The organism is Paenibacillus sp. P4_E11 (assembly GCF_056401635.1).
In genome coordinates this window covers 1-663 of the sequence record NZ_JBFUIX010000668.1, presented here as the reverse complement: position 1 = coordinate 663, position 663 = coordinate 1, and the positions used below count along the sequence as shown (strand labels likewise).

Annotated in this window: 1 protein-coding gene; it reads left to right on the top strand. The window is 44.3% G+C overall.

Annotated features, from left to right (window positions below):
* Positions 1-479 (top strand): hypothetical protein (locus AC1DWB_RS36820; RefSeq protein ID WP_477545979.1); only part of this gene is annotated, 479 nt, incomplete at its 5' end.
* Positions 480-663 lie beyond the last annotated feature (184 nt).

Sequence of the window (663 nt, the reverse complement as noted above, 5' to 3'; positions counted from 1 at the left end):
TCCCAGGAACTCGCTACATATGCGCAGCTACAACGAATGAGGTGGGCACGGGTGCAGATAGACCGACGATGGATGCTCGCTTGTTCATTTGGGATATCGATCAGGAACAAAAAGTAAAGGAAATCCATCCTGTAATAGGGGCACAACAAGTGGTCTCGATCAAGTATAAGGACGGTATTATTTATGGGTTAACGGATAATGGAGTTTTATTCGCCTATGATTATGTACAGCATCAGGTCATCTGGCAAAAAGACCTTCCGATTCAAAAAGCAATATGGCCAGGCATGGACATCACGGAGCGCAACATCCTATACGGGGCGGGTGATAATAAACTGTTCCGCTATGATATACCGAACGATCAATTCTCCATTGTTGCTGAGACAGAAGGATGGGTTCTGGGATTCCATATGGATAAGGTGAACAACAAGATCTACTGCACGCCTGCGGCACGACTCTATTGCTATGATATTGAAGATTAAGGCAAGGATTCGTGGAAACTAGGGGGAACCAGCATGCTGAAAGTGCTGATCGTCGATGATGATAAATTGGTGMGAAAAGGTCTAATCTATACAATGCCTTGGGATGATTTCAACATGCAAGTTGTTGGTGAAGTAAATAACGGAATGAATGCTCTCGAATTTCTTGAGCGGCATGAGATTGATC